Annotated in this window: 1 protein-coding gene; it reads left to right on the top strand. The window is 70.7% G+C overall.

Features of this window, described 5'->3' with window-relative positions; genetic code table 11:
- Nucleotides 1–98: 98 nt before the first annotated feature.
- Nucleotides 99–795 (top strand): recombinase family protein (locus tag BFF76_RS30470; protein WP_079122535.1); only part of this gene is annotated, 697 nt, incomplete at its 3' end.

A 795-nucleotide genomic window follows, 5' to 3' on the forward strand; every position in this document is an offset into this window, starting at 1 on the left:
GGTACAGGCGGTCGGCCGCTGGGCAGCGACTCGGACCGCCATGCCGCGGTGCTCGCTCTGATCGAGCTGGCAGACGACGAACCGATGGCAGCCGGAGCATGACCGACCGCCTGTACCTGCGGCACTCGACGGACAAGCAGACCGACGCCCGACAGCAGCACGCCCTGGCCGCGCTGCTCGCCGCCGGCGCTCCGGCCTACGAGGACCCGGCGACCTCCAGCCGTGTCCTGTCCCTCAACCGCACCGGCTTCAAGCAGCTGCTCGATGAAGCCGCGGTCGGCGACACGATCCGGATCGCGGACGCTGCCCGCCTCTTCCGGTCGGTGGCGGACATCATCGAGCTGCGGCCGGTGCTCATCCGGCGCAGCCTGCACCTACGGGTGGAGTCGGGGCTGCTTTCCGGCATCGACCTCGCCTCGGACGACCCGGGCACCAAGATGATGGTCAGCGTGCTCGCGGCCGTGCTGGAGTTCCAGCGCGACATGATCTCGGAGAACACCCGCGAAGGCATCGCCGCAGCAGCAGCCTCCGGCAAGACCCTCGGACGCCCGACCGCGCTTACGGAGGACCAGGCCGCCGACGTCGTCACCGCCTACACCGAGCAGGGCACCGCCGTGAAGGCGCTCGCCCGGCAGTACGGCACCTCACCGAAGACGATCCGGCGCATCCTCGACGATGCCGGAGCCCGCGATGTGAGCGAGCACCAGGCATCGGACGACCAACCTGGCCCGGCCGCCGTCGACGGCCAGGAGGAGCCCGCCATCGATCCGACTGTGGTCATCGACGTCCCCGGGC

Origin of the sequence: Streptomyces mutomycini, assembly GCF_001700505.1 — a bacterium.
Classification (GTDB): Bacteria; Actinomycetota; Actinomycetes; order Streptomycetales; family Streptomycetaceae; genus Streptomyces; species Streptomyces mutomycini.